Source organism: Maritalea mobilis (assembly GCF_004363175.1).
GTDB classification, from domain to species: domain Bacteria; phylum Pseudomonadota; class Alphaproteobacteria; order Rhizobiales; family Devosiaceae; genus Maritalea; species Maritalea mobilis.
In genome coordinates this window covers 942,966-968,542 of the sequence record NZ_SNYR01000002.1, presented here as the reverse complement: position 1 = coordinate 968,542, position 25,577 = coordinate 942,966, and the positions used below count along the sequence as shown (strand labels likewise).

General features: G+C 50.6%; 26 protein-coding genes and 1 tRNA gene. 20 read left to right on the top strand and 7 right to left on the bottom strand.

Annotated features, from left to right (window positions below; translation table 11 throughout):
* Positions 1-1,081: 1,081 nt before the first annotated feature.
* Both ATL17_RS12585 and ATL17_RS12580 read right to left on the bottom strand, forming a co-directional pair.
* Positions 1,082-2,245 (bottom strand): DUF6538 domain-containing protein, encoded by a 1,164-nt coding sequence (locus ATL17_RS12585; RefSeq protein WP_166639027.1) that lies wholly within the window; start codon positions 2,243-2,245, stop codon positions 1,082-1,084.
* Positions 2,246-2,311: 66 nt separating this feature from the next.
* A tRNA-Leu gene (locus ATL17_RS12580) sits at positions 2,312-2,398 on the bottom strand.
* A 182-nt stretch (positions 2,399-2,580) separates the two neighbouring features.
* On the opposite strand from ATL17_RS12580, the gene ATL17_RS12575 reads away from it, so the two are divergent.
* Positions 2,581-3,561, top strand: coding sequence for a complex I NDUFA9 subunit family protein (locus tag ATL17_RS12575; RefSeq protein ID WP_133573129.1), 981 nt, complete (start codon positions 2,581-2,583; stop codon positions 3,559-3,561).
* Positions 3,562-3,563: 2 nt separating this feature from the next.
* On the opposite strand, the gene ATL17_RS12570 is transcribed toward ATL17_RS12575, so the two are convergent.
* Positions 3,564-3,992 carry a MarR family winged helix-turn-helix transcriptional regulator gene (locus ATL17_RS12570; RefSeq protein ID WP_133573128.1) on the bottom strand — a complete coding sequence of 143 codons (429 nt, stop codon included), beginning with the start codon at positions 3,990-3,992 and terminating at the stop codon, positions 3,564-3,566.
* 95 nt (positions 3,993-4,087) lie between these two features.
* Here ATL17_RS12570 and ATL17_RS12565 point away from each other — a divergent pair, with 95 nt between their 5' ends.
* A complete protein-coding gene (locus ATL17_RS12565) occupies positions 4,088-4,744 on the top strand; it encodes a glutathione S-transferase family protein (RefSeq protein WP_133573127.1) in 657 nt (218 codons plus the stop codon).
* A 43-nt stretch (positions 4,745-4,787) separates the two neighbouring features.
* Here ATL17_RS12565 and ATL17_RS12560 read toward each other — a convergent pair whose 3' ends face one another.
* Complete coding sequence (locus ATL17_RS12560; RefSeq protein ID WP_133573126.1) at positions 4,788-5,597, bottom strand: undecaprenyl-diphosphate phosphatase; 810 nt, start codon at positions 5,595-5,597, stop codon at positions 4,788-4,790.
* Positions 5,598-5,736: 139 nt separating this feature from the next.
* Here ATL17_RS12560 and ATL17_RS12555 point away from each other — a divergent pair, with 139 nt between their 5' ends.
* The 3 genes from ATL17_RS12555 to ATL17_RS12545 are packed head-to-tail and all read left to right on the top strand — an operon-like array spanning position 5,737 to position 8,401.
* Positions 5,737-6,414: a glutathione S-transferase family protein gene (locus ATL17_RS12555; protein WP_246028701.1), complete on the top strand. Its 678-nt coding sequence runs from the start codon at positions 5,737-5,739 to the stop codon at positions 6,412-6,414.
* Between the two features lie 2 nt (positions 6,415-6,416).
* A complete protein-coding gene (queG, locus tag ATL17_RS12550) occupies positions 6,417-7,550 on the top strand; it encodes a tRNA epoxyqueuosine(34) reductase QueG (RefSeq protein ID WP_133573124.1) in 1,134 nt (377 codons plus the stop codon).
* The gene (locus ATL17_RS12545) at positions 7,547-8,401 is read left to right on the top strand and encodes an SDR family oxidoreductase (RefSeq protein ID WP_133573123.1); all 855 of its coding nucleotides are present in this window, start codon (positions 7,547-7,549) and stop codon (positions 8,399-8,401) included. The genes queG and ATL17_RS12545 overlap by 4 nt, the downstream gene beginning before the upstream one ends.
* On the opposite strand, the gene ATL17_RS12540 is transcribed toward ATL17_RS12545, so the two are convergent.
* On the bottom strand, positions 8,376-9,149 hold the full coding sequence (locus ATL17_RS12540; RefSeq protein ID WP_133573122.1) for an alpha/beta hydrolase: 774 nt from the start codon (positions 9,147-9,149) through the stop codon (positions 8,376-8,378). The two genes, ATL17_RS12545 and ATL17_RS12540, sit on opposite strands and share 26 nt — an antisense overlap.
* Before the next feature lie 140 nt (positions 9,150-9,289).
* On the opposite strand from ATL17_RS12540, the gene infC reads away from it, so the two are divergent.
* The 14 genes from infC (at position 9,290) to ATL17_RS12470 (ending at position 22,437) form a co-directional block, all read left to right on the top strand.
* Entirely contained in the window at positions 9,290-9,835 is a 546-nt protein-coding gene (gene infC, locus ATL17_RS12535; RefSeq protein ID WP_133573190.1) for a translation initiation factor IF-3, read from the top strand.
* A 65-nt stretch (positions 9,836-9,900) separates the two neighbouring features.
* Entirely contained in the window at positions 9,901-10,329 is a 429-nt protein-coding gene (locus tag ATL17_RS12530) for a response regulator transcription factor (RefSeq protein ID WP_133573121.1), read from the top strand.
* Positions 10,330-10,413: 84 nt separating this feature from the next.
* Positions 10,414-10,956, top strand: coding sequence for a DUF4199 domain-containing protein (locus ATL17_RS12525; protein WP_166639026.1), 543 nt, complete (start codon positions 10,414-10,416; stop codon positions 10,954-10,956).
* Position 10,957: 1 nt separating this feature from the next.
* Positions 10,958-11,293 carry a VOC family protein gene (locus ATL17_RS12520; protein ID WP_133573119.1) on the top strand — a complete coding sequence of 112 codons (336 nt, stop codon included), beginning with the start codon at positions 10,958-10,960 and terminating at the stop codon, positions 11,291-11,293.
* Between the two features lie 168 nt (positions 11,294-11,461).
* The gene (gene rpmI, locus ATL17_RS12515) at positions 11,462-11,659 is read left to right on the top strand and encodes a 50S ribosomal protein L35 (RefSeq protein WP_133573118.1); all 198 of its coding nucleotides are present in this window, start codon (positions 11,462-11,464) and stop codon (positions 11,657-11,659) included.
* 24 nt (positions 11,660-11,683) lie between these two features.
* The gene (gene rplT, locus ATL17_RS12510; protein ID WP_133573117.1) at positions 11,684-12,085 is read left to right on the top strand and encodes a 50S ribosomal protein L20; all 402 of its coding nucleotides are present in this window, start codon (positions 11,684-11,686) and stop codon (positions 12,083-12,085) included.
* 148 nt (positions 12,086-12,233) lie between these two features.
* Positions 12,234-13,337 (top strand): phenylalanine--tRNA ligase subunit alpha, encoded by a 1,104-nt coding sequence (gene pheS / locus ATL17_RS12505; protein WP_133573116.1) that lies wholly within the window; start codon positions 12,234-12,236, stop codon positions 13,335-13,337.
* Positions 13,338-13,339: 2 nt separating this feature from the next.
* On the top strand, positions 13,340-14,350 hold the full coding sequence (locus ATL17_RS17185; RefSeq protein ID WP_342775944.1) for an ASCH domain-containing protein: 1,011 nt from the start codon (positions 13,340-13,342) through the stop codon (positions 14,348-14,350).
* A gap of 5 nt (positions 14,351-14,355) precedes the next feature.
* On the top strand, positions 14,356-16,782 hold the full coding sequence (gene pheT, locus ATL17_RS12495) for a phenylalanine--tRNA ligase subunit beta (RefSeq protein WP_133573114.1): 2,427 nt from the start codon (positions 14,356-14,358) through the stop codon (positions 16,780-16,782).
* 4 nt (positions 16,783-16,786) lie between these two features.
* A complete protein-coding gene (locus tag ATL17_RS12490; protein ID WP_133573113.1) occupies positions 16,787-17,995 on the top strand; it encodes a hypothetical protein in 1,209 nt (402 codons plus the stop codon).
* A complete protein-coding gene (locus tag ATL17_RS12485; RefSeq protein ID WP_133573112.1) occupies positions 17,992-19,179 on the top strand; it encodes a hypothetical protein in 1,188 nt (395 codons plus the stop codon). Before ATL17_RS12490 ends, ATL17_RS12485 begins: the two co-directional genes overlap by 4 nt.
* A 1-nt stretch (position 19,180) precedes the next feature.
* A complete protein-coding gene (locus ATL17_RS12480) occupies positions 19,181-20,344 on the top strand; it encodes a hypothetical protein (protein WP_133573111.1) in 1,164 nt (387 codons plus the stop codon).
* 93 nt (positions 20,345-20,437) lie between these two features.
* Complete coding sequence (locus ATL17_RS12475) at positions 20,438-21,961, top strand: fumarate hydratase (RefSeq protein ID WP_133573110.1); 1,524 nt, start codon at positions 20,438-20,440, stop codon at positions 21,959-21,961.
* On the top strand, positions 21,961-22,437 hold the full coding sequence (locus ATL17_RS12470) for a GNAT family N-acetyltransferase (RefSeq protein WP_133573109.1): 477 nt from the start codon (positions 21,961-21,963) through the stop codon (positions 22,435-22,437). Before ATL17_RS12475 ends, ATL17_RS12470 begins: the two co-directional genes overlap by 1 nt.
* 37 nt (positions 22,438-22,474) lie before the next feature.
* On the opposite strand, the gene ATL17_RS12465 is transcribed toward ATL17_RS12470, so the two are convergent.
* Complete coding sequence (locus ATL17_RS12465) at positions 22,475-23,512, bottom strand: aldo/keto reductase (protein ID WP_133573108.1); 1,038 nt, start codon at positions 23,510-23,512, stop codon at positions 22,475-22,477.
* Between the two features lie 187 nt (positions 23,513-23,699).
* Between ATL17_RS12465 and trhO the strand changes: the two genes are divergently transcribed.
* Positions 23,700-24,716 carry an oxygen-dependent tRNA uridine(34) hydroxylase TrhO gene (gene trhO, locus ATL17_RS12460; protein WP_133573107.1) on the top strand — a complete coding sequence of 339 codons (1,017 nt, stop codon included), beginning with the start codon at positions 23,700-23,702 and terminating at the stop codon, positions 24,714-24,716.
* Positions 24,717-24,718: 2 nt separating this feature from the next.
* On the opposite strand, the gene ATL17_RS12455 is transcribed toward trhO, so the two are convergent.
* Positions 24,719-25,513: a LytTR family DNA-binding domain-containing protein gene (locus tag ATL17_RS12455; RefSeq protein WP_133573106.1), complete on the bottom strand. Its 795-nt coding sequence runs from the start codon at positions 25,511-25,513 to the stop codon at positions 24,719-24,721.
* Between the last annotated feature and the right edge of the window lie 64 nt (positions 25,514-25,577).

Sequence of the window (25,577 nt, the reverse complement as noted above, 5' to 3'; positions counted from 1 at the left end):
CCGCACTTATCATTTGAGGATCCCTGAGGAATTCCCTGAGGTTACTTAAAGCTCCCCTTGCCGACACACTTTGAGACACCCAGCGTTTCGTTGTTTGAAGACAACAGCCAAGACTAGACGCTGGGTGTATCCCTGGGTTAATCGCTGAGATAGCTGTGCGTGTCCCCAGTGAAGACAACAAGTGTTGATGGGGATCGCTGCAGGGGAGCCTGAGATTGTTCTTTTTGCTGCTGCAATATTGGTCTTTTAAATGAGCTTTGTCTGGGGAACTCCTTATAGAGAATATACAAAGACAACTTTCCCACGAAAGAATCTGAGACCCACCTGAGACCTATCCTGCGCTTGCAACTCATGTGGTCTTGTTATTGGTCAATTGTTGGTGGCTGCAGCCACAACAACACCTAGTGCCATTCTTTGTGTCTCCCTCTTGGGTCTCTCATTGAGACATCTCAAAAGGGAATGTTGTTCATCACAACAACAATTGTCTCCAATCATTCGTCTTATTTTTCTGTCTCAAGCATAAGTGCTTATACGTATCCTTCTGGGTAGCTTCTTCTGTCTCCCCTCCGGCATCCCAGCAAGCCAAATAAATGCCCATAGAGAGTCGCTAATCGTCCCATGTGGGTATGTCTAGCTGTTGCCTTAAAGGCCTCTCAGAGAGTCCCTGAGGGGGCTTTGTGTGTCTTTTAAATGCGCTCTTGGCAGGTCCTAAAAATGTGGGATGACACAAAAGCAAAAACTGAAAAAATCTGAAGCGGTATTCGTATTAGTTAGCTTTTGTCATTTCCCCCCGGTGGGGGTGGGGTGCCCTGAGAAATCCATCCTAAACCGCGCGACAATCTCGAGGGCACCCAGCGATCTATCAAGGGGCCTTTAGGGTAGACCAAATGGTAGACCAAAAATGCCCCTTTACATCGAACTGCGTCTTGGCTAACTTATTGAAATCGTTGGATATCAGTTGTTTTGAGATGCCTGTGATGAGAAGCCAACCTTCTCCAGGGCACCAATTTCTCAAGGTAACCCATTGATATCCTTCGGTTTTCGCAATGAAACGCAGCGGAGGGTAGACCAAAGGCTCTCTTTAGTCTCCCACAGCCTTGCAAACCCACTTTGAAAGCACGGAAATTGGGTGGCCTTCACCGTAGCTTTCGCCAACGCCGCCAATGCTCCAGCCGCCAATGCGGTCAATGATGTCCTTTGGACACTCAACGGCTCGCAATCTATCCCTAAAAGTGTGTCGCAATGAGTGAACAACTGCGCCATTGGAAACTCTGGGTGAAATCCATTTGTTCAATGCACCACTGGCAGAGTTCGCACGACACGTTGTCTCATCGCAATATTTAGGAAACAGAAAGGCGTTTTCGGAAGTCTCACAGGCCCGTTTTGCAGCCCATAGGGCATGACCGCCTAATGGGACTTTGCGAGCGCTTGCACTCGTTTTGAGGCGTCTCCAAGGGTGAGGCTTAAGATCAATATAGGGCTGCTTCGCGGACAGAACTATGTCCTCTTTCGTGACGCCCAGGCCCTCACTCAATCTCATGCCGGTATCACTCAGCAAAGCGATCAACCACCGCTGTTCGTCGTCTTTTATGCGGCATTCTCGTTGTATCTTGGCTAACTCCTCAGGAAGAAATACCGCGCGTTTCTTCTGAGGTCCGGTGTCCTCGCCATAGTAAACCTGAGAGAACACGCGTGGCTCCTCGAAATCTAATTCACGGGATGCAAAGTTAAAGACAGCCTTTAATGTGGTGAAGTAGCGCTTTACGCTAGATATGCTTAGACCCTTTGAAACCAGATGGTCCCGGAACTGATTGATTTCCAATCTGGTTAAGCTATTGACCTCGCGGTCTCCCAGATAAGACACCAGTGCATCAACAGCGCGATCAACCGCTTGAGTAAATGTCTTAGGGCGTCCCTCGGCTTTATGCTTGAGGTACACCGATTTTGCTTCGGAGACCATTGGAGACTTCGGGGTAGGGTGTAGGTCATTTGCTGGCCTGACCTGAGGCCGCAAGAAGCGTGACAATGGGTTGCTGGCATCGCGCCAGCGCATAGACTTCCAATCGTCGTCAAGTTTGGTCGCAAAGATCATCGCGCGAGCTTTCGCGGTCTGTGCTGATCTGGTCTTTAGCGAGAAGACAATTCGAGGTTTTTGATAGTTGTCGAGAAGATCGTTTGGAACGCGACGAGAGAAGTAAAATACGCCACGTTTTTGGAAAATAAATGAACCATTATGGTCTACCATTTGGTCTACCCTCCGCTGCGTTTCATTGCGAAAACCGAAGGATATCAATGGGTTACCTTGAGAAATTGGTGCCCTGGAGAAGACTCGAACTTCCACTTCCATACGGAAACTAGCACCTGAAGCTAGCGCGTCTACCAATTCCGCCACCAGGGCACGACAGCGATGAGAACTAAAAGGCGCTTATAGATTTGTCAATTGCCTTGTTGGGCTTATATAATTTTTCCTATAAACAGCCCTGCCTTTCGGTCTCGACAATTGGGGATGCGCGGGTTAATGAAGGGGCCAAGATCGTTATTGCGCCCAGCAAAGGGGCGCCAGCACCGAGGTTTTGAAAAATGGGCAACAAGGCACCAAAATTGGTCACAATTTTCGGCGGGTCAGGTTTTGTTGGGCGGCAATTGGTTCAGCACTTGGCGAAAAAGGGCTATCGCATTCGTGTGGCGGTCCGTCGACCGGATTTGGCTGGCGATGTGCGCCCCCTAGGTGCTGTTGGACAAATTCACCCTATTCAAGCCAATGTGCGTAACAAACCTTCTGTTGAGCGCGCAGTTGCTGGGGCAGATATTGTGATCAACCTCACAGGCATTTTGTTTGAAAGCGGTAAACAGCGTTTCCAAGCGGTGCAAACTGTTGGTGCGCGACATGTTGCCGAAGCGGCCGCTGCTGCAGGTGCAACACGCTTGGTGCATATGTCTGCCTTGGGTGCAGATGCTGAAAGCGAAAGCGCTTATGCCCGCTCGAAAGCGCTTGGCGAGCAAGAAGTGCTCAAAGCTTTCCCTGATGCGGTGATTATCCGGCCATCCATCATTTTCGGTTCTGAAGATGGATTCTTCAATATGTTTGGCGCTTTGGCGCGCTTGTCGCCAGCTTTGCCTTTGGTGGGCGGCAACACCAAAATGCAGCCGATTTATGTGGGCGACGTGGCCGATGCTTTTGATGTGGCGGCAGAAGGCGGCGTGAAGGGCGGCAAAATCTATGAGATTGGTGGCCCAACCGTTGAAACCATGAAAGAACTTTTGCAGCGCTTGTTAAAAGAAACAGAGCGCAACAATTTGTTGCTGCCCATTCCAACACCAATCGCAAAAATCATCGGCTGGTTTATGCAAATCTTGCCGAACCCAATGTTGACTGTGGATCAGGTGAAGCTGTTGCAGCATGACAATGTGGTGAGCGAAGAAGCGAAAAAGCAAAAGCGCACATTGAAAGCATTTGGCATTGAGCCAAAAACAATGGGCGCAATTTTGCCGACTTACCTGTGGCGCTTTATGAAGCACGGCCAGTTTGACCGTCGCGTAGAGCCTTTGCGCCGCGACTAGAATTAGCGCAGTTTTTGCAGCAATTGGGTAAGGGTGACACGGTCATCTTTGCCCAATTTTTTTTGCACCAACCTATCCAAACATGTCTTGTAAGTCGCCCACATGCGCGCGCGCATCTCTTTCCCGCTTTCTGTGATCACTGCGCGACAGCCACGGCGATCTTCATCGCACACCACACGGTCAATTAGCCCGGCAGTGACCATGCGATCCAGCAAACGCGATGTCTGATATTGCGGCAACAAAAGTTGCGGGATCAGCGCGTTGGGGCGAATGCCTTCACCACCAGCTTTTTCAATCTCCCATAAGGCATCATACCAGCTCAGGCTGGGCAGGTCCGCTTGCTTAAACGCAGCTTCCACCTGCTCAATCAAAGTGCGGCTGGTGATATGCAAATTCTGCCACGCCTGCGTGGTCTCTTTTTCAATGGTCATGCTCAATTTCTAACATATAGATGCAAATGCATCAATCTTGACTCTTGGCTAAAATCAAATTACATGCATTTGCATTTAAATTGAAAGGAACAGCCATGTCTTTGAAACTGGTGAGCCATTATCTATGCCCCTATGTGCAACGCGCCATCATCGCCCTAAGCGAAAAACAGGTGCCATTCGAGAAAGAATATATCGACCTAGGCAACAAGCCGGAGTGGTTTTTAAAGAAATCGCCGCTGGGCAAAACGCCATTATTGTTGGCAGATGATGCGGCAATTTTTGAATCCGCTGTCATCGTTGAATATTTGGAAGACACCCAGCAAAACCCGCTGCATCCCGGTGATCCGCTGGCGCGGGCGCAGCACCGCGCTTGGGTGGAATTTGGCGCCACAATTCTCAACGATATTGCAGGGCTTTATAGCGCCAAGACACAAGAGGTGTTTGATCAGCAAGTCGAAAAGATAAAGCAGAAATTCGCGCGGCTGGAAAATGAGCTAACCGCTGGGCCATTTTTCGCTGGAGAAAATTTCTCTGTGGTTGATGCAACGTTCGGCCCGATCTTCCGATATTTTGATGTCTTCGATCAAATTGAAGATTTCGGCTTCTTCGCTGATGTGCCCAAGCTTTCAGCATGGCGCGATGCATTGCGCAAACGTCCATCGGTGATCAATGCCGTCGCGCCGGAATATGAGGCGCAATTGCGAGCCTTTTTGCAAAAGCGCGACAGCTATATTTCAGGCAAAATCCACTAAGAAAAAATCGGCGGGATGACCGCCGCTTGTCCATTTTTTTACTTTAGAACTGAACCACGAATATCAGGCCCAATATGCCAGCAATAATGCGCCACCAGCCAAAAATCGAAAAGCCGAACTTCGAAACAAAATCGAGCAAATAACGCACGACAATGGCGCCCACGATAAAGGCAGCCGCGAAGCCGACAGCAATGTCCAACCCAGCATCCAGTGTGATCACATCAATGTTCTTATAAAGATCATAGGCGAACGCGCCGGTCATAATCGGGAGGGCGATAAAGAATGTGAACTCCGCAGCGGATCGCTTGTCCGTGCCCATGAGCATAGAGCCAACAATGGTCGCGCCAGAGCGGGAAACGCCGGGCACCAAGGCCAGCATTTGGAAAATGCCAATGCCGAAGCAAAGCTTGAGCGGATAATGATAAATATCATCATATTTGGGTTCTAGCTTTAGCCGGTCCACGACAATCAAAATAATGCCGCCCGTGATCAACATGATGCAGATGACTAAAGGCGCATTGTAAAGCACCGATTTGATATAGCCGTGCAACAAAACCCCGGCCAGCGCGGCAGGCACTGAGGCAAGCAACACACCAGCGGCGAATCGCAGGGCATATTTTTCACCCTTGAAGAAATCGAGCACCAATTGCAGCAATTTCCCGAAATAAATGGTGATGATCGCCAAGATCGCGCCGAGCTGAATCAAAACCTCAAATGAATTGCCCGGATTGGTGAAGCCCAGCCATTCCCCCAGCAACAAAATGTGGGCTGTGGATGAAACGGGCAAAAATTCGGTCAGCCCTTCAACAATGCCCAGGATAAGGGGCACAAAAATGCCTTGATCGGGGTTCATGAAATCTCCTACTGCGATGCTTTTTGGGGAACAAATTAAGCTTCTTGTCCTTATCTTGCCTTAACGCATTTCTTTTCTTTGGCCAATCGCATAAAATCAGCGATAGATTTGGCCCTGTGCTAAAATGAAGAGGTTGTTCGTGTCTGCACCAACATTGCTGCATTATGTTTTGGACCCATATTCGAGGCTCATTCGCTTAATGTGCGCGGAATATGGTTTTGATGTGGAATTAAAAGATGTCAAACCCTGGCGACGCGAAGAAGAATTCTTAGCCATCAACCCCGCAGCAGAAACTCCGGTGTTACAAGCCGAAGGAAAATTGGCCATCGTTGGCATTTCCGCGGTGATGATGTTCATTGAGGAAAACACGGAAACTGGCTTGCCGCTTTTGCCGCGCAATGTGGTTGAGCGGGCCGAAACAAGGCGGCTGTTAGATTGGGCGCTGTTCAAATTTTCTGACGATGTGTCGCGCTACATTCTGGAAGAAAAATTCGTCAAAAATGACATGAAAGGCCAAACGCCTGACACCAATGTGTTGCGGGTGGCACGCCTTAACCGGGCTGAGCACTTGGGCTATTTCGACTATCTTTTGTCCGCTCGCAAATGGCTGGCGGGAGAAGATTTGACCTTGGCAGATTTTGCGCTGGCTGCGCAGATTTCCAGCCTCGATTATCTTTCTGAAATGCCGTGGGATGATTTCCCTGAAGTCAAGGAATGGTACCAGCGCCTTAAATCGCGCCCGGCCTTCCGCACCTTGCTAACGGACCGCGTGTTGGGCATGCCAGCTTCTAAAACCTATGCGGATTTAGACTTTTAGCCGTGACCCTGTCGCCGGAAAAACTGCGTCAAACCATTGAAACCCGCGCCCGCGAGCTGGGCTTTGTGGCTTTTGGCATTGGCGATGCAAACGGGCACCCTGAAGCGCCTGAGCGCCTGAGCCAAGCCTTGGCGCAAGATTTTCATGGCGATATGCACTGGCTGAAAGAAACGCTTGATCGCCGGGCGACCCCCAAACATATGTGGCCAGAAGCCAAATCGGCGATTGTGCTGGGCTATAATTATGGCCCGGATCAAAACCCGCTGGAGCAATTGGACGACACAGAAAACGGGTTGATTTCTGTGTATGCCCGCCATCGCGATTATCACGACATCATTAAAGGCAAGCTGAAAGAAATTGCCGGACTTTTGGCACGGCAAGGCAATTGCGAAGTGAAAGTGTTTGTCGACACGGCACCGCTGATGGAAAAGCCGCTCGGAGAACAAGCAGGCATTGGCTGGCAGGGCAAACACACGGTTTTGGTCAGCCGCGACCATGGGTGTTGGCTGTTTCTGGGCACAATCCTCACTGACTTTGCATTTGAGCCGGACCAGCCGGGCAAAGACCGGTGCGGCAATTGCCGTCGCTGTTTGGATGTGTGCCCCACCAACGCATTTCCCGCGCCTTATCAATTGGATGCGCGGCGCTGCATTGCCTATCTGACCAATGAATATAAGGGCGTTATTCCTGTAGAATTTCGCAAACCCATCGGTAACCGCATCTATGGCTGCGATGATTGCTTGGCGGTGTGTCCGTGGAATAAATTCGCCTCTGTCGCGCGAGATGAAAAACTGCGCAGCCGCGATGAATTGCGCTCACCAGAGTTGGTGGAACTGGCCACCTTTGATGACGCCGCTTTTCGTGCCTTCTTCAAAGGCTCACCCATCAAGCGGTTGGGCCGCGATGCCTTTATCCGCAATGTGTTGATTGCTTTGGGCAATGCGCCCAACAAACCTGATATTGTGGCTGCAATTGAAGCTTTGTTGACTGATGAAAGTCCGTTGGTGCGCGCCTCTGCGGTTTGGGCCATGGATCAACATTGTGATCAAACAGCGTTTGACCAACTGCGCCAAGCGCATTATGCCGCTGAGCAAGAGCAAGTTGTACGCGCAGAATGGGACCGGACCGCACAATGAAAATGTTTATTTTTGGCTTGGGCTATTCCGGGCAATATATTGCCAAAGGCTTCGGCGGCGACGTGGTGGGCACCACGCGTTCAGCCGAAAAGAAAGATGCGCTGGAAACGGAAGGCTTCTCCGTTGAACTGTTCGATGGTGAAATGACCGACGCCATAGCTGCGCACTTGGCAACCACCACCCATCTGGTGATTTCCGCAAGTCCTTCAGAAGCAGGTGATCCAGTATTGCCTGCGCTGGGTGATCTAAAAAAGACCTGCCCCAATTTGAAATGGGTCGGCTATCTGTCCACTGTTGGTGTCTACGGCGACTTTGATGGCGCTTGGATTTCCGAAGCGACGCAGCCCGCTCCGGTGTCCAAACGTGGCCAATGGCGGGTGACGGCAGAACAGGCTTGGGCAGAAGCATGCCGTGTCGCCAGAATCGACTTCGCCATTTTCCGCTTGGCAGGCATTTATGGCCCCGGCCGTTCAACATTCGAAAAATTGAAGCGGGGCAAATCGCGCCGCATCATCAAGCCGGGCCAGGTGTTTAACCGCATCCATGTGGTGGATATTGCCCAGATCGTAAATGCCGCCGCGCTCAAGCAAGCGACAGGCGTGTTTAATGGGGCAGACGATGAGCCAGCGCCGCCACAAATTGTGATCGAACATGCTGCTGAGCTGGCCAATTTGCCATTGCCACCAGAAGAGCCGTTCGAAACCGCCGAAATGACGCCAATGGCGCGGTCCTTTTATGGCGACAATAAGCGTTGCGGCAATGCGCGTTTAGCAAAAGAACTCGGCGTGAAGCTAAAGTTCCCCACCTATCGCGAAGGCTTGGAAGCTATTCTGACGCAAATGAGCGGATAATCTTTCGCATAAGGGCCAAATCCTCGGGGCGGCTCAACCGATGGTCTCCATCCGGCACAAGCGTGAAGCGCGCATCATCATGCAGAAAATGGCGATAGATTTCTTGCGCATGGGAAAGGGGAACGTCCGGGTCTTCCCCACCATGAATAATGTGCACAGGCGCGCCCGTTTTCAGCGGTTGATCCAACAAGGAATGCGTGTTGCCATCTTCAACCAAATCTTTGGAGTAAATATAAGGCCCATCGCCATAGCGGCTTTTGCGCAGCAACTCGCCTTCAGTTTCCAATTTGGCAAAATCTTCCGGCGCAAAGCGGTGCGGCAATAAACGCTTGGTGAAGTCCACACCTGGCGCGATCAACACCAATGCTTTGGCGGGTGGCTGGCCCTGCTCAAGCAAATATCGATTGAGCAGCAAGGCAATCCACGCGCCCATAGACGAGCCGACCAGAATTTGGGGCCCTTCTGCGAATTTCTCGTAGACCGCAATTGCGTCAGAAAGCCAACTGGAAATGGTTTGATCACGAAAGTCGCCGCCAGACTGGCCATGGGCGGCATAATCAAACCGCGTGGTGGAAAGGCCCAATTCTTGCCCCAGCGCCTCCACGGCTTCGGCTTTACCGCCACACATATTGGACATAAATCCGCCCAGCCAAAACAGCCCGGGGCCGCCGCCCGATTTGTGGATGACAGCAAGTTTATGGCTGGAGCGATGATTTTGATGGTCAATCCAATGGGTAGGTTGCTGCATTTGCTTTTCTTTTGGAACTGAGCGCACTATTTTGTCGTTTCGTAGCGAATCTTTTGGTCAAGGTGTTGACTTTAGGCGCATTTGACCAGATTTTATGCCACGCAACCTAATATCTTTTGTCAAAAGAAGGAATTGACACCATTCGTCGTCCACAAAGACCTGTACAACCCCAAAAAGACGGGCCACGTTCAAACCGCGAAATCAATGTTCCTGAAGTTCAGCTTATCGACGCTGAAGGTGAAAACCGCGGCGTAGTGAATACGCGCGAAGCCATGAGCATGGCGCAGGAAGCGGGTTTGGACCTTGTTGAGATTTCTCCCAACGCCAAGCCGCCTGTTTGCAAAATTTTGGACTTGGGCAAATATAAATACCAAGCACAAAAGAAAGCTGCTGAGGCACGCAAAAAGCAAAAAGTTATCGACGTCAAAGAAATCAAGATGCGTCCAAACACGGACACGCATGACTTTGAGGTCAAGATGCGCAACATCGTCAAATTCTTGGAAGGCGGTGATAAGGTTAAGGTCACCATGCGCTTCCGCGGACGTGAAATGGCGCACCAGGAACTTGGTCTTGAGCTGCTGAAAAAAGTGCAAGAGCGTGTTGGCGAAATTTCAAAAGTTGAAGCAAAGCCAAAAACAGAAGGCCGCCAGATGATTATGATCTTGGCGCCGACAGCCACCAAATAGGCTTGGCGAACCATATGCAATATCGAAGGGCGCCTTAGGGGGCCCTTTTATTTTTGGTGAATTAGATGATGCGGACATCAATTTTGAGATATGGCGGATTGCTGGCGCTGTTCCTGATTTTACTGGAATTTCTGCGACGCACATCTTACGCCTATTTCTGGCCGAGTGCCCTTTATCCCAGCCTGATCGCCTTGATCTTTTTGGCGCTGGGTGCACTTGGTGTGTGGTTTTGGGCGCAACCAAAATTCGGCACAACCGCACCCGTGGTCCCGGTGCGAGACGAGCAGCGCATAGCCGAAATTGGCCTGACAGAACGCGAGACGGACGTGCTCATTTTTCTAGTGCATGGCTACACCAACAAGCAGATTGCTGCGCAGTTAAAGGTGGCACCATCCACCATCAAAACCCATGTGAAAAATATCTTCCTCAAGCTTGATGTCGCCAACCGCACCGAAGCGGCGAGCGAAGCGCGTGCCCTTGGATTGATTGAATAAATGCCCTCTTCCTCCTTTTGGGGGAGGACAAACACACCTGTTTCGGTCAAGATCATGAGATCAAAAAGCAGGTTGGGGGACAATATGCAATCAATCATCAAATGGGGTGCCATTGTCGGCGCAGTGATGACGCTGTTTATGCTCGGGTCTTACATTATGGTCGCGGGCAACCAAGCGCAGAATATGGGCATGGCCGAAGTGGCGGGCTATGTGGGCATGATCGCTGCATTGGCCATCATTCTTTTTGCCATGCACCAGCACTTTAAAGAGCGAGCGGACAAGCCGAGCCTGTGGCAGCGCATAATTTTCGGCATTGGCATTGCTTTCATCGCAGGCGTGATCTTCGCCATTTGCGATGTGATCTATACCTTTATGATCAATCCCGGATTTATGGATGCTTATTTCCAATATTACATCAGCAGCCTGCCTGTGCAGGAGGGGCCAGAATATGAGCGCATGGTGGATGAAGCCATGGCGCAGCGCGAAATGTTTGCCCAACCCATCATGGTCTTTTTGGTGATGGCCGCCACCGTGTGGATGATCGGTTTGGTCGTCTCTGTGCTCGGCGGGCTCGGGCATTATTTCTGGACAAAATCAAAACACAACAACCAACCCCTGGGAGGGTAAAATGAACCTAGGACGTTTTTCCGTAAGCTTGACCGTGAAGGACATTGAGGTCTCAAAGCAGTTTTATCAAAATCTTGGCTTTGAAATTGTGGCGGGCGATCAGGCGCAAAACTGGTTGGTGCTGCAAAATGGCGATGCCAAAGTTGGCTTGTTTCAAGGCATGTTCGATCAAAATATCATGACTTTTAATCCCAAAGATATTGGTCCCATCCACAAAAAACTGGACGAATTGGGCATCAACTATTCGCGCCAGATGGGCGGCGAGGATTATCCCAAAATGGCCCTATTCAAAGATCCGGACGGTAACGATATTCTAATCGACCAGCATGACACCTAAAAACCATTGAAAGATAAGCCAACAAAGGCTTGCAATTTTACCTTTGTGCTCTTATAACCCACGAGTTCAAGCGGATCGTCCGGCCTGACAAGGGTATGCCGTGTCGATCCAAAATGCTTAAAACCGCCAAATCCCACCGGGGAGGAGGCAACAAGAAGGAAAAGCAAAATGCCCAAGCTTAAGACAAAGTCTGGCGCTAAAAAGCGCTTTAAAGTGACTGGCACTGGCAAAGTCATGGCCGCAGCAGCAGGCAAACGCCACCGTTTGATCAGCCACAACGGTAAATATATCCGTCAAAACCGTGGTACCAGCGCAATGTGCGAACAAGATGCGCGTACGATCAAAAAATTCCTGCCTTACGCCTAATTCTGACTTTTAAGGACTAAATCCATGTCACGTGTAAAAAGAGGCGTAACGAGCCACGCCCGTCACAAAAAAGTGCTCAAATCAGCCAAAGGTTATTATGGCCGTCGCAAAAATACCATCCGCGTTGCTAAGCAGGCGGTTGAAAAAGCGGGTCAGTACGCATATCGCGACCGTAAGGCGAAAAAACGTAATTTCCGTGCTTTGTGGATTCAGCGCATCAACGCCGCTGTTCGCGAACACGGCTTGACATATGGTCGATTTATCGACGGCCTCAGCAAAGCTGAGGTTGCGGTTGACCGTAAAGTGTTGGCTGACTTGGCAGTACGTGAGCCAGAAAGCTTCAAAGCGCTGGTTGAAACAGCCAAAAACGCGCTCGGTTACCTTAAGGATGTTGACGCAACAACCCACGCTCGGGTTGCCAGCTAAACACTCCTCGCCTTATCTTTTCTGAGGCCGAAATTAAAGCCTTGCGCCACCCTCCATTTTGGGGCTGGTGCAAGGCTTTCTGCGTTTGTATGGTGCGCAAAACTTCTCGCTGGTTAAAAAGAATAAACGGGACAAGGGGTCCGATAAAATGGTTGATACCAAGGCGCTGGATGCGCTCAAATCTGAAATCCTGACCGCTGTTGAAAATGCGGCTGACCTGAAAGAGCTGGACGCAGTGCGCGTGGGCGCTTTGGGTAAAAAGGGTTCCATTTCTGAACAGCTAAAAGGCTTGGGCAAGATGACCCCCGAAGAGCGGCAAGTGGCTGGCCCCGCGCTCAACGGATTGAAAACCGACGTGGCCGTGCAAATTGATGCGAAAGCTGAGCAACTCGAAAATGCCGCTTTGGAAGCCAAATTGGCGTCAGAGAAAGTGGACATCACTTTGCCGTTGCAAAAGGGTCCAATGCAGCGCGGCTCCATCCACCCGATCAGCCAAACCATTGATGAAATCACAGCCATCTTTTCGGACATGGGCTTTGCCATTGCCGAAGGGCCGGACATTGAAAGCGATTATTACAATTTCACCGCGCTGAACTTCCCTGAAGGTCACCCGGCACGGGAAATGCACGACACCTTCTTCATGAAGCAAGAAGAAGGCGAAGGCAGCAATCAGGGCAAGATGGTGCTGCGCACGCACACATCGCCTGTGCAAATCCGCACTATGGAAACCCAAGAGCCGCCGATCCGCATCGTGATTCCGGGCCGCACCTATCGCTGCGACAGCGACCAAACTCACACGCCCATGTTCCACCAGTTGGAAGGTTTGGTGATCGATAAATCATCCCATATTGGCCAGTTGCGCTGGGTGCTGGAAGAGTTTTTGACTGCGTTCTTCGAAGTTGATCACGTCAAAACCCGTTTCCGCCCGTCCTTCTTCCCATTCACGGAACCATCCATGGAAGTGGATGTGCAGTGCGACCGCTCTGGCAATGAAGTAAAAATTGGTGAAGGCAGTGACTGGATGGAAATTCTGGGCTGCGGCATGGTGCACCCAAATGTGATCCGCAATTGTGGTCTCGATCCCGACGTCTATCAAGGCTTCGCTTGGGGCATGGGCATCGACCGGATTGCCATGCTGAAATATGGGATGCCAGACCTGCGCGACTTCTTCGGCGCGGATCAACGCTGGCTCGACCATTATGGCTTCCGTCCACTGGATCTGCCGACCCTGTTTGGAGGATTGTCATCGTGACCATGCCCGTCAGCGATATGGATGAAATCTATATCGTGACCGACATTGAAAGCGATGGTCCCAGCCCGTTGCGCAACTCTATGCTGAGCTTTGCAAGCGTGGCGATGACGCGTGGCGGTCAGTTTTTGGGCGAGTTTCAAGCCGTGCTTGAACCGCGCAAAGACCGTGTGCCCGATCCAAAAACCATGGAATGGTGGAAAACCGAACCTGAAGCCTATAAAGCTGCAACTGAAAATGCCCAATCACCTGAGAAGGTGATGAAGGATTATGCGGCTTGGGTGAAAGGCTTTGAGGGGCGTAAAGTTTTCGCCGCGGCACCACTGATTTTCGACGGGCTGTTTATTGATCACTATCTTGATCTTTACACCCGTTCGCGCGTGTTTGCGGGGCCGACCCACAGCCAAGTCATTTTTAGCGGCGGTGCGGCAGACATTTACACCATGTCTGGCATTTTGGCCGGCGTGCCGCATCAGGAATGGACTACGCGGCGGGTGCCTGATAGCTGGATTGGCTTCCAACCGCACAGCCATTTTGCCATTGATGACGCCCGTGGTTTTGCCCATTTGCTCAAGCGCTTTTTCATTGTTTCCGGCTTGCCGCAACATTTGCGCCAGCTCGAAATTTCTGAATTTGGCGACAGCAAAGACCTATGCGATGAACTGGTGGGCCTGATTGTAGCGGGCAAAAAGACCGCCACCTGCGGCGCATTGGCCCACTATGAAGCCGATGGCGAACCTTTGCCGCAAGTTGGGCAGCGCTATATCGTGCCCAATTGGGACGGGGTGCCCCAATGCATAATTGAAACCACTTCTGTTGAAGTGAAACGCTTCGACGAAGTGGATGAAGATTTTGCCCGCGCTGAAGGCGAGGGCGATTTGAGCTATCAATATTGGCATGATGGCCACAAAGACTATTTCACCCGCAATGGCGGGTTTGCGCCTGAAATGAAACTTGTTTGCGAACGCTTCAAACTGATTGAAGTGTTGGCAGATCAAACGACGACAAAAGAGTAAAACCGATGAAATTCACAATTGACTGGCTAAAAGATCATCTGGAGACCACGGCGTCGAATGATGAGATCATTGAAACCCTCACCCAGATCGGGCTTGAGGTGGAAGAGGTTGAAGATCAGGCAAAAACCCTTGCGGATTTTACGGTTTGCGAAGTGATTTCAGCTGAAAAGCACCCCAATGCAGATAAGCTGCGTGTATGCATGGTTAATACGGGCAAAGGCGAGCCGGTGAAAGTTGTGTGCGGCGCCCCAAACGCTCGCACTGGCATGAAGGGCGTTTTCGCGGCCTCCGGCACATACATTCCGGGCACAGATTTTGTGCTCAGCAAAGGCGTGATCCGCGGCGAGGAAAGCAACGGCATGTTGTGCTCCGAGCGTGAATTGCTGCTTTCTGACGATCATGATGGCATTATCGATTTGCCTGCCGATGCACCTGTTGGCGAACGTTATGTGGATTATGCCAAGCTGAACGATGTGGTGGTGGATATTGCCATCACCCCAAACCGGGGCGATTGCACCGGCATTTACGGCGTAGCCCGCGACTTGGCCGCTGCTGGCATTGGTGAATTGAAAGATGGTACCGTGAAGCCCTTGCCCGCTACTTTGGCTGGCGAAGGCGACATTTCAGTTGAGTTCCGCTTTGGCGAAGACGAACCGCAAGCCTGTCAGCAATTTGCCGGCCGCTTGTTCAAAAATGTGAAAAATGGCCCGTCACCAGAATGGCTGCAACAGCGCTTGATCGCCATTGGCTTGCGCCCGATTAATGCTTTGGCCGACATCACCAACTATGTGTCTTACGACCGTGGTCGCCCGCTTCACGCTTATGATGCGGACAAAATTAACGGTCAATTCCATGCGCGGAATGCCAAAAAGGGCGAAGAAATTTTGGCCCTTGATGGCAAAACCTATGCGCTTGATGAAACCATGTGCATTTTGGCCGACGATAATGGCCCGCTTTGTATTGGCGGCATTATGGGCGGCGAAGAAAGCGGCTGTACGGAAGAGACGACCAGCCTGTTCCTCGAAAGCGCTTGGTGGGAGCCAATCGAAATCGCGCAAACGGGTCGTAAAACGGGCATCAACTCAGATGCGCGCTACCGCTTGGAACGCCATGTTGATCCGGCATTGACTTTGGCGGGCATGGAACTAGCCACCAAGTTGATTTTGGACATTTGCGGTGGCGAAGTGCACGACATCACCGTGACAGGCGAAGTGCAGCCAGAAGAAAAAGTGATTGATTTCCCATTGGCCGAGATTACGCGGTTAACTGGCTTGAAGGTGCCATTTGCTGAAGTCAAAGCCGTTCTCACCCGCTTGGGTTTCTGGGTGGCTGGTTCTGGCGATGTGGTGAAAGTGGCTGTGCCAACTTACCGTCCAGACATCGAAGGCAAAGCCGATCTGGTGGAAGAGGTGATGCGCATCGTGGGCGTCGACAATGTGCCCGTGGACCCATTGCCACGTTTGACCAGCGTCGCACCAAAAATGCTTACCACCATCCAAAACCGCCGTCGCATCGCCCGTCGGGCATTGGCCGCACGCGGTTATAACGAAGCGGTGACATGGTCTTTCATTTCCGAAAAAGAAGCTGTCGCTTTCGGTGGCGGGCAAGATGAGCTGAAGCTTGAAAACCCGATCAGCGCCGATTTGAGCGATATGCGCCCCTCCTTGCTGCCGGGCTTGCTGGCAGCGGTCAACCGCAACACCAATCGCGGCATTGCAGACCTGTCTTTATTCGAGGTTGGGCAAGTGTTCAAATCTGCCGCCCCTGATGGCCAACACAATTACGCCGCAGGTGTGCGTGCTGGCTTGGACACACATGGCCAAGTGGGCCGCGACTGGCAGGGCAAAGCTGAAAAGCCAGACGTGTTTGAGGCCAAGGCCGACTTGTTTGAAACATTGGCGCAATTGGGCGTTGATCCAAACAATTTGCAAATCGTGGCTGAGCCTGCCGCCTGGTCTCACCCAGGCCGCGGTGGTCGCGTGCAATTGGGGCCAAAAAATATCATCGGCTGGTTTGGTGAACTGCACCCGCGTTTGATCAAAGAGCTTGATTTGCCAAAATCCATCGCAGCGTTTGAACTCAACTTGGATGCCATCCCAGAACCACGCGCCAAAGCAACCAAGGCAAAGCCTGCCTTGACCTTGTCAGATCTGCAAACCGTAAAACGCGATTTCGCCTTTGTCGCCGACAGCAATTTGGAAGCAGGCAAACTGATCAAAGCTGCAGGGTCAGCCGACAAAAAACTGATCACCAATGTGAGCCTGTTCGACGTGTTTGAAGGTGCCAACCTCGGTGAAGGCAAAAAATCTTTGGCCATTGAAGTGACCATTCAACCCAAAGACAAAACCCTTACCGACGAAGAAATCGACGCCATCAGCCAAAAAGTGGTCGCCGCCGTGCAAAAGGCCACTAAGGCCGAATTGCGGGGTTAAGACCATGGTTGGCGAGTTAAATTCAGTCTTCCTACCAGAAGATAGCAATATACTTCGCCAACCCATTTCACCTGAAATCCCACGCTCCGATCAGTTCATGGCCGAATTCGATCAGCGCGGGATATTCTATAGCATCTTCCGCGATATCTCCGGTAAACGGGTCTGGTTTCTTGGGCCAGAGTTGATGAATCTTGAGCGAAGCGTTTTACCCATGTGGGTAGAGAGTGTTCAATCAGGTGTTCGGACACAAATCCGATTTTTAAAAAACGATCACGTTTGCGTCGGATATGCCGAGCTACCTCGAGACGAACATGAACTTCTGATAGAAATTGGTGAACATAACGTTCTTACTAAGGTCGGAAAGAACTATAGCGCCCAATTTAAAGATAGCCGCATCGTATATTGCATTAATAAAGACAATGATTTGCGTTGGGTAAAAGATTGGGCAGCGTTCTATGTCAAAGAACATGGAGCAGACACCATCGTTATATTTGATAACAACTCCCAAACCTACACACCATTGCAACTGGAAGCTGCGCTGAAAGAGGTTCCAGAGATAAAGCGATCCAAGGTGATCAATTGGCCTTTCAAATTTGGCACCGTCGATCCAGTCGCGCAAAAGTTGAACAAACCTGCACACAACCTTTTTGCACAGCGCGTCGCTCATATGGAACTTTACTTACGCTACGGTATGCGAGCAAAATCAATTCTCAATGTTGATATTGACGAACTCGTTATATCCGCCAAACGACGTTCTATATTTGACGTAGTGCAACAGAGGTTTTTGGGATGCATTAAGTTTGATCGTTATTTAGTCGAAAATGCGCGTGAACATGGCACGGCAAATGATCTTCAATCATTCCGCGACTATTATCTCCGCAACAAACTGCATCTCGGCAGACAAGACAAATACAAAAAATGGGCAATAGCGCCGTCAAGGTTAAGGTCACTTCAGAAAACGCCAATTCTTTGGACGCATAGGATTTACGGCGCGCTTAATCCTTATCCAACCTCAAAAGAATTTAAGTGTTACCATTTCGCAGGTATCACATGCGATTGGCGGCGACAAGAAGACCGTGAAGTTGAGCGAGAGTGGCAGCACTCGCGCAGCAATCAACTCGAGTTTGACCAAAACCTGCACGTGAAGGATGAATTCCTAGCCGAGGTTTTGCATGATGTTTTTGATGAACAAACCGAAGAGGCAGTTCAGTGATTATTGAGCCAAATCCAGTTTTCTTTGATGCGAATGGAGATTTAGCTCGGCAGCCTGAGCAACCAGATTTGGCACGTCCCGAAGACTTTTGGGAGGGATTTGATCAATTTGGCCTGTTCTACGATGTCTTTCGTGATGTTGACGGCAAACGTGTGTGGTTTGTTGGGCCGGACCCAAAGAATCTCGTAGGTTCGTTAAAGAGTTGCACCGTGACTGGCAAGCAGTCAGGCTACGTCACAAAGTTTGAGATTGTGGTCGGTCATGAAAATCTAGCTGCCTGTGTTGAATTGCCAAAGATTGATAAGCAGTTCACCCTGAATATCGCTGGGCAGCAGATTGAAGGGAAAATTGGTGAAAATCTCTGTGATTTGTTTAAAGACAAACGTGTTTTGCTGACTTTGAACAAAGATAATGAATTAAGCTGGATCAAGGATTGGGCAACATTCTACGCCAAAGAACACGGCGCAGATGCTGTTTGTATTTTTGACAATGGTTCTTCCGCATATGATGTAAGTGATATTGCGGAGGCGCTGGAAAGGCTTCCGAATATATCGATAGTGCAAGTCGTTCGATGGCCATATATCTTTGGTGTGATGGATAAAATCGGGCAGGAAAATGGTCTCAATCAGAATGTTCGGTTTGCTCAGCCGCCAATCTATCCGTCTTTCTTTCTGCGATTTGGTCAAAAAGCAGCTTCGATCTTGAATGTTGATATCGATGAGCTCGTTTTGTCTTCCTCGGGAAAATCAATTTTTGCTGAAGCTGAGAAGCGGTTCTTTGGAAATGTCAAATTTGACCGTTTTCTTGTTGAGAATATTCGTGGAGAAAATGAAGCTAAGCCTAAGTCAGATTTTTTGGGCTATCATTATCGCAATAAAAGCCAGCTTGGGCGACAAGACCATCTACGCAAGTGGGCCATTGCACCACGTAAATTGCGCATGACAAGAAAAGCTTTAATGCCATGGACACACCGAGTTTATGGCGCCTTAAATCCATATCCAGTCGCCAAAGACTTCAAATGCTATCACTTCGCAGGCATCAATACCGGCTGGCGGGCGAAGACGCAGAAAGGCGAGTGGGCGGAATGGCAGCATAAGCGGCATATTGCAGGGTCTTATGACCCGAAGAAGCATGTGAAAGATGAGTTTTTGGCCAAGAAGCTGAACGAGATATTTGGACAATAATATGAATAGGCCGTCATTTGGGTTTCTGGTGGATCTTGAGAAGAAGGCACGGGAAGATGTGTGCTTTTCAACAATTCGATTGGATGCTGATAGTTCGGTTCAACGTTTGCCGAAAAATCCAAAGCGAGATCGGCCGCAAAAGTTCTTAGAAAGCTTTGATTTTAACACGCTTTATTATGATTGCTTTTGGGATGAAACAGAGCGCGATGTTCTGTGCGTCGGCCCCACGCCTACAAATCTTAAGGCTCACTATAAGAAGGCGATATATAAAGCATTGCCCTCTGGCAAAGCGGTAAAGGCAAAGCATTTCTTCTCATTGACGGTGATGACCACACAGCTAAAAGACGTGCCGCCGGACACCGTTGAAATTGAAATGCAGTTCGCCGACGAAGTGCATTTAATGCATGTGCAGGCCAACAGTTGCGGGCAATTCGAAGGTGAAAATTTAATGTTCACCTTATCGAAAAATAACGATCTGAACTGGATCAAGTTTTGGGCGGACTATCATGTGCGCCATCAAAAAGTATCCAGCATTATTTTGTTTGACAATGGCTCGGATCAATATGAGATCGGCGATCTGGTCGAGACGTTGCAAACCGTCAAAGGGTTGCAAAAAGTGCTGGTGGCAAGCATGCCATATCCATATTGCGCGAAAGATGAAATCCTTAAGGTAAATCCATATTGGGCGCACTTCTTGCAGATTGCGTTGATGACAATCGTGCTGCGCCGATTTGGCATGAAGGCCAAATCCATCCTCAACCTCGATATTGACGAGCTTGCCAACAGCAACGGTGCTGCCGATGTGTTCACGCTTGCAGAGCAATCGAACCTCGGCATTTTGGCCATGAAAGGCGTCTGGGTGGAACCGATTGTCGAAGGAAACTTTGGGGATCATCGGGATTTCACTTCAGTCGCGAAAGATGAAAAGCGCAACTATTGCTATGCAGGGAAATGGGCAATCGACCCGAAGCGAAAATGGTTCAAGAAGCTGAAGGTGTTCCCCTATATGCACTGGATTGAGAACCGCGCGCAATTGGGACGGCGCTATGTGGAGGGCGTGCATTTCTGGCACTTCAAGGGCATCAACACCAATTGGAAGCTCGATCGAGCAAAGCCGATGGAATTTGATCCTGAAATTCACGAAAAGCGAGATATAGTCTTTTAGCGCGATGTGCGTTTTAACCCTTGGTCTAGTTGCAAATTTGACCAACTCATGGGAGAAGACTTTCAGTCGTTTAACCTTTGTCGCGAGGGACTTATGCCTGCCATCAAAAAAGAAGATTTCATCCAGTCGATTGCCGACGCACTTCAGTTTATCTCGTATTATCATCCGCTCGATTATGTCGAAGCGGTGGCTAAGGCATATGAGAAGGAAGAAAACCCTGCGGCCAAAGATGCTATAGCGCAGATTTTGACCAATTCGCGCATGTGCGCCGAAGGGCACCGTCCGATCTGTCAGGATACAGGCATTGCGGTTGTGTTCCTAAAAATTGGCATGGATGTGCGCTGGGATAGCGACATGTCGGTTGAGGATATGGTCAACCAAGGCGTGCGCCAAGCTTACGCCGAAACAGACAGCAACTTGCTGCGCGCGTCACTGTTGCTTGACCCAGCAGGCGCTCGGAAAAACTCTGGCGACAATACACCTGCGGTGATCCATTATGAAATGGTGGCGGGCGACAAGGTGGACGTGACCGTGGCGGCCAAAGGTGGCGGTTCGGAAAACAAAGCCAAGCTCGCCATGTTGAACCCAAGCGATGATATTGTGGAATGGGTGTTGAAAACCGTGCCTACCCTCGGTGCGGGCTGGTGCCCCCCAGGTGTGTTGGGCATTGGCATTGGCGGCACGCCGGAAAAGGCGATGTATCTGGCCAAAAAGTCATTGATGGCACCTGTCGACATTCAAGATTTGATCGCCCGTGGTCCAAACTCTACGGCAGAAGAATTGCGGCTTGAGCTTTATGAAAAGGTCAACGCCCTCGGCATTGGCGCGCAAGGCCTTGGCGGCCTGACCACAGTGGTGGACGTGAAAGTGTTGGATATGCCAACCCATGCCGCCTCAAAGCCTGTGGGCATGGCACCAAATTGCGCCGCAAACCGACACGTACATTTTGAACTGGATGGAACTGGCCCGGCTGACCTGACACCACCACCGCTCAGCGCATGGCCAGATATTGGTTGGAAACCATCTACGGGCGCAAAGCGCGTAGATTTGGATACGCTTACGCCAGAAGAAGTGGCCACTTGGAAACAGGGCGATCGCTTGTTGCTCAATGGCAAAATCTTGACGGGTCGCGACGCAGCGCACAAGCGCATTCAGTCACTCTATGAAAGCGGCGAAGGCCTACCAGAAGGCGTCGATTTCACGAACCGCGCCATCTATTATGTGGGGCCAGTTGATCCGGTTTCCGGCGAAGCTGTTGGCCCGGCGGGCCCAACAACGGCCACCCGCATGGATAAATTCACTGAAATGATGCTGGAAAAAACCGGGCTGATTGCAATGATCGGTAAAGCCGAGCGCGGCCCTGTGGCGCGTGATGCCATTGCCAAACACAAGGCTGCTTACTTGATGGCCACGGGCGGCGCGGCATATTTGATTTCCAAAGCCATTCGGTCGTCGCGCGTTGTGGCGTTTGAAGAATTGGGCATGGAAGCCATCTATGAATTTGAGGTGGAAAATATGCCCGTGACCGTGGCCGTAGATTCCACCGGGCAAAGCGTGCACGAAATCGCACCAGCGATTTGGCGCAAAAAGATTGGCAAATTGCCAGAGCCCGCATAATGGACCTGCCCAAAGGCTACCGATTGCGCGCGGTGCGTGAAAGCGATCTTGATCTGATTTGCGCGCAGCGTGAATTGATGTTTTCGGATGCTGGCACACGCACCCGCGAAAGCCTTGAGAAAATGACCGTCTATTTCCGCCCGTGGCTGCAGGAGCGGTTGGGCGATGGGCGTTATTTTGGTTTTGTTGTTGAACGGGATGGTGAAGCCGTTGCCGGCATCGGCCAATGGCTCATCGATTGGGCGCCGCATTTTCATCATGAGGAAGAGGCGCATCGCGGCTATATTGCCAATGTCTATGTCGACCCCAATCACCGGGGCAAGGGCATCGCCAAATTTCTGGTGAGCTGCGCGGAGCAAGAGTTTAAAGCGCGGGGCGTCTCCACCATGGTGCTCCACGCCTCACAAAAGGCCGAGCCGATTTATGAAAGCCTTGGCTGGGATCAAACCAGCGAAATGATGAAAATCAACGACTAAGAAAAATGAGGGCGGCTATAAGCCGCCCACTTTATTTTTAACGCAACCAGCCTTCTGGCTGTGGGTGCAGGTTCATCAATCCACCTTCTGAGGCCTTGTCGATGGCGGCGATTTCTTCGTCGCTTAGGTCCAGATTGTCGAGTGCGCCCAGATTGTCTTTGAGCTGCTCGAGCGTACGAACGCCGATCAATGCGGATGTCATTTCTTTGCGACGCAAGGCCCACGCCAAGGCCAATTGCACCAAAGTTTGGCCGCGTGATTTTGCGATTTCGTTGAGGCGGTCTGCTGCGTCGATCACGCCCATTTCCAAATGGGAAGATGCGACGGAAGATGATTTTTCTGAGGCGCGGGTGTTTTCGCCTTTGCCTTTTGAATATTTGCCGCTCAACACGCCTTGTGCCAAAGGTGAGAAGGCAATGCAGCCAACGCCTAACTCGCCCAATGCGTCCAAGGTGCCATCATCTTCAATCCAACGATTGAGGATGGAATAGGACGGTTGGTGAATTGTGAGGGGGACGCCCATTTCTTTCAAAATGCGGTGGGCTTCAATGGTTTGCTCACGCGGATAAGAAGAAACGCCGACATAAAGGGCCTTGCCTTGATGATAAAGCGAGGCGAGGGCGCCCATTGTTTCTTCCAATGGGGTCTCCGGATCAAAGCGGTGCGAATAGAAAATGTCGAAATAATCGACATTGCAACGCTTCAGGCTTTGGTCACAGCTGGCGATGAGATATTTGCGCGACCCAAATTCGCCATAAGGGCCAGGCCACATTTCATAGCCCGCTTTGGAGGAGATGATCATCTCATCACGATAGGGCTTAAAATCATGCAGCATCATTTGGCCAAACAACTCTTCAGAAGAGCCGGGAGGCGGGCCATAATTGTTGGCCAAATCGAAATGGGTGACACCTTGATCAAAGGCGTAAGCCAAAATCTCAAGGGCGCTGGGATAATCGCGCGTACCACCAAAATTTTGCCAAAGGCCAAGGCTAATGGCGGGAAGCTTTAATCCGGAACGGCCAGAACGGCGATATTCCATTTTGTCATAGCGAGAAGCTGATGCGCTATAGGGCATAGGGACCTCATTTATGTATGTAATTCGTCACGGCAGGACAATTAGGATGACATAGATCAAGGGGAATTGGCAATGACTTGGCTATGAAACATCAATGCTTGGCGGCGCGGCGCTTTTTTGCTAAACCGCCCCATTGAAATTTGCTGCCTCACCTAAAGAGGCAATTGATCACCCGAGGAAGCTGAAAATGAGCGAATTTAAGGTCGTTGCGCTTTATAAATTTGTGTCCCTGCCAGACTATAAAGAGCTGCAAGAACCCATTCTCCATTTTTGTAAAGAGCGCGGCATTAAAGGCTCGCTGCTCTTGGCCGAAGAAGGCATCAACGGCACGGTGGCAGGTACGCCAACCGCAATCGATGAATTGGTGGATTATCTGGAGCGCGGCAACCAGTTTAAGGGCCGATTCAAAAAAAGCGAAATCAAATTTTCTAGCGCGGCCGATATGCCTTTCCTGCGCATGAAGGTGAAGCTGAAAAAAGAAATCGTGACCCTGCGCGCGCCTGAAGCTGACCCCACAAAAATTGTTGGCACCTATGTGGAGCCGGAAGACTGGAACGACATTATTTCGGACGAAGAGATGGTGGTTCTGGATACGCGTAACGATTATGAAGTGGCCATCGGCACATTTGAAAATGCGCTTGACCCCAAAACCGAAAACTTCACTGAGTTTAAGGATTATGTGGCGCAAAATCTTGATCCCAAAAAGAACAAGAAAGTTGCCATGTTCTGCACCGGGGGCATCCGCTGCGAAAAGGCCTCTGCCTATATGCTCGCCCAAGGCTTTGAAGAGGTGTACCACCTTAAAGGCGGCATTTTGAAATATCTCGAAAATATGCCGAAAGAAGAAAGCAAGTGGCAGGGCGAATGCTTTGTTTTTGACGAGCGCGTATCTGTTGGCCATGGCCTAGAGGAAGGCAATCTGACCCTTTGTCGGGCGTGTCGTTATCCGCTGAGCGAAGAAGACAAACAGCACCCGCAATTTATTGAAGGGCAGCAATGTCACCATTGCGCCGACAAAATCTCTGAACGCAGTCGCGCCCGCGCCGCGGAGCGCGAAAAGCAAATCCGCTTGGCTGCGGAACGGGGGCAGGAGCATATTGGCGACAAGGCTGAAGAATTTGCGCGGAAAAACAAAGAGCGCATGAAGCAGTTGCGTGAAGAGCAACGGGCGTTGAACGAAAAAATGGCAGCAAAAGCCAAATAGATTTAGCTTTGCGGCGCGGCGGGCAGCAGGCCTGCCGACCGCACTTCGTCCATCTGTCCGCGACTGATGGGCAGTTCCACACCATCTTTCATCACGGCGACCATGCCGCTGCCTTTTTTGCGGGTTTCTGCAACCGCATCAAGCGCCACCCAATGCGAACGGTGGATCTTCACACCGACCACGCCATCCGTTTCTTTAATGGCGTCGGCAAGGCGCAGCAAAACCAACTCCGCCCCTTTACTGGTGACAATATTCACATAGTGATCTTGCATCGATAAATAGAAAAGCTGGCCGCGATTTTTGACGTTCAACCGCGCCATCAGCGGCACTTGCTTTGGTGGGTTGATCACCTCACTTTGGGGGCGCTGAAAAATGAAGTGCAAAGCAGAGATGCATATGGAAATGGCCACGCAATACACCCATGGCATAATCGAGTGGAAGCCGGGGATCTCCCAGTCGCCGAGCGCAATACCATTGATGAGCGTGATGAGCACAGAAACCGCGCTGCCTGCGGCCGTGCCTGCCACCAATATATGCACAACCGGGTTATTGGCTTTGATATAATGTTCAAAAGCATTGACCACCAAACTGCCAGCAAACACGCCACCTAAGTAGGTGATCACCACTGTAGTGAGCCAATAGGCAATGCGTGGCCCCATGGGGAAATATGAAAAGGTTTGAAACGGGCCAATAATCCCGATCATCACCGCCACTGTAACAATGCCTGCCCAAACCCGCGCAGAGCTAAACATCTCGCGCATTTCGCGAAGCGTCAATTGCAATGGCCCTTCTTTCACGAAGCACTCCCCGTTTTTGCGAAACCCGCATTGTGCCTGAACTTAAGGTTTTCCTTTATCGCAC